The 3,192-nt window shown below is 69.6% G+C and carries 1 protein-coding gene; it reads right to left on the bottom strand.

The window, feature by feature from the left end; all coding sequences use genetic code 11:
• Nucleotides 1-3,192 (bottom strand): SDR family NAD(P)-dependent oxidoreductase (locus ACIA6B_RS32485; protein ID WP_396779309.1); only part of this gene is annotated, 3,192 nt, incomplete at both ends.

Here is a 3,192-nt window from a genome sequence, read left to right as displayed (position 1 = left end):
ATTCGACGCCCCGTCCTGGTTGACCGCGCTGCCCCGCACCACCGCCAACACCTGATGCCCCCGCCGACGAGCATCCGACAACCGCTCCAACACCAGAACCCCGACGCCTTCACCCCAGCCTGTGCCGTCGGCGGCGTCCGCGAACGGTTTGCACCGCCCGTCAGCGGCCAACCCGCCCTGCCGGGAGAACTCCACGAACGCGCCCGGCGTGGCCATCACCGTCACACCGCCGGCCAGGGCCATCGAACACTCACCCGAGCGCAACGCCTGCGCCGCCAGATGCACCGCGACCGCCGAGGACGAACACGCCGTGTCCACCGACACCGCCGGGCCTTCCAGGCCCAGGGTGTACGCCACCCGCCCGGACATGACACTGGCCGCGTTACCCGTCAGCAGATGGCCCTCGCTGCCGGTCTGCGCGTCCCCGATCACCGAGATGTAGTCCTGGCCGCTGGTGCCGACGTACACGCCGGTGTCCGACCCGCGTAGCCCGGACGGGTCGATTCCGGCCCGCTCCAACGCCTCCCAGGAAACCTCCAACAACAGCCGCTGCTGCGGATCCATCGCCACGGCCTCACGCGGACTGATCCCGAAGAACCCCGCGTCGAACATCGCGGCCCCGGAAAGGAACGTTCCGTACCGGGTCTCCGACCGCTGCCGGCCGGGGTCGTGCAGCGCTGTCAGATCCCAACCCCGGTCGGCGGGGAATCCCTCCACCGCGTCGACACCCTCGACCAGCAACCGCCAGAACCCGTCCGGATCGTCAACCCCGCCCGGATACCGACACCCCATCCCCACAATCGCCACCGGCTCATCAACATCCGCACCGACCGCCACCGGCGCGACGACGTCGGTTTGCTCGCCGAGCAGCTCGGTCAGCAGGTACCCGGCCAACACCACCGAGGTGGGATGGTCGAAGGCCAGCGTGGCCGGCAACGACAACCCCGTCGCGGCAGCCAACCGGTTACGCAACTCCACCGCAGTCAACGAATCGAAACCAAGCTCACGGAACGCGCTGCCCGGATCAACCGCCGCGGGGTCGGCATGGCCGAGCACAACCGCAGCCTGCGCCCGCACCAACTCCAGAACCGTCCGCTGACGCTCCTCCACCCCCACAGCCGCCAACCTGGCGGCCAGATCCACCCGCGCATCGGCGGTGCTCGCCGCCCGGCGGGCCGGGCCGCCGGCCACCACCTGCCACAACGGCATCAGGCCACCGGCCCCGGTACGACGCAGCGCGGGCAGGTCCACCCGGATCGGCACCAACTGCGAATGGCTGGTACGTACTGCCGTGTCGAACAACGCCAAGCCCTGCTCAGGGGACAGGGCAAGGATGCCGCTGCGTCGCATCCGGTCCAGGTCGACCTCGCCGAGATGCCCAGTCATCGCCGACTGCGGAGCCCACAGCCCCCACGCCAACGACTGCCCGACCAGACCCTCAGCCTGCCGCCGCAGCGCCAAAGCATCCAGAACCGCGTTCGCCGCGGCGTAGTTACCCTGCCCCGCTGACCCCAGCGTGGCCGCCGCCGACGAATACACCGCGAACAACCCCAGATCCAAGTCCCGGGTCAGCTCGTGCAACCACCACGCCGCATCCGCCTTCGCCCGCAACACGGTCTCCAGCCGCTGCGGCGTCAACGCCTCGACCACCCCGTCGTCGAGGACTGCGGCGGTGTGCACCACCCCCACCACCGGATGCTCGACCGGCACCCCCGCCAACACCGCCGCCAGCGCGTCCCGGTCAGCGACGTCACACGCCACCACCTGAACACGCGCGCCCAACCCGGTCAGCTCACCGACCAGCTCCGCCGCCCCCGCAGCGGCCGAACCCCGCCGGGACAACAACACCAGATGCCTGACCCCGTGCGCGGTGACCAGATGCCGGGCCACCAACCCACCCAACACCCCCGTCCCACCAGTGACCACCACCGTGCCACCCGAATCCAGACCGGCCGGCAGCCGCAGCACCACCTTGCCCACATGACGCGCCGCCTGCAGATACCGCAAAGCCTGCACCGCGTGAGCCGCCTCGAACACCCTCACCGGCAACGGCTGCAGAACCCCCGCAGCAAACATCTCCACAATCTCGCCCAGCATCTGCCCGACCCGGTCCCCACCGGCCTCGGACAGATCGAACGCCTGATACACCACCCCCGGATGATCCACACCGACCCTGGCCGGGTCCCGCACGTCGGTCTTACCCATCTCCACGAACCGGCCACCACGAGGCAGCAGGCCCAGCGACGCGTCCACGAACTCACCGGCCAAGGCATTGAGCACCACATCCACCCCCTCCCCACCGGTCACCGTCAGGAAGCTGCGACGGAACTCCAGATCCCGGGAAGAAGCCAGGCGCGCATCGTCCAACCCCATCTGGCGCAAGATGTCCCACTTACCGGCGCTGGCAGTGGCGTACACCTGCAACCCCCACGCCCGCGCCAACTGCACCGCGGCCATACCCACCCCACCAGCCGCAGCATGAACCAAGATCCGCTGCCCCGCCCGCACACCGGCCAGATCCCGCAACGCGTAGAACGCGGTCAGAAACACGATCGGCACCGACGCCGCCCGGGTAAACGACCAGCCCTGCGGGATCCGGGCCAGGAGACGATGATCAGTGACCGCCACCGGCCCCAACGCCCCGTTGAACATCCCGAACACCCGGTCCCCGACCACCACCCCCGTCACGTCCGGGGCCGTCTCGAGCACCACCCCGGCTGCCTCACTACCCATCACCGCAGCCGGATCCGGATACATACCCAACCCCACCAACACATCCCGAAAGTTCAACCCCGCCGCCCGCACCCCCACCCGCACCTGCCCCGCCGCCAACGGCGCCACCGCCCCCGGACAATCCACCACCGTGAGGTTGTCCAAACTGCCCGGCTCCGACACATCCAGACGCCACGACAACCGGTCACGACCAGGCAGAGACAGCTGCCCGGTACCGGCCCGGACCAACCGCCGGACGTACAGGACACCAGCGCGTACCGCGATCTCCGACTCGCCGCTGTCGACAACCGCGGTCAGGATCCTGTCCAGCTCGTCACGGTGGGTGTCGTCGTCGAGGTCGAGCAGGACAAACCGGTGAGGATGCTCGGACTGCGCGGAGCGGACCAGACCCCACACCGCAGCCGCGGCCAGGTCACTGCCGTCGGTAGCGCCACGGGTGAGCACCACCAGCCGGGAACC

The sequence above is a fragment of the Micromonospora sp. NPDC051141 genome, assembly GCF_044455765.1.
In the GTDB taxonomy this organism is placed as follows: domain Bacteria; phylum Actinomycetota; class Actinomycetes; order Mycobacteriales; family Micromonosporaceae; genus Micromonospora.
Note: the sequence above shows the minus strand (reverse complement) of the source record. Positions and strands in the feature narration are given on the sequence as shown.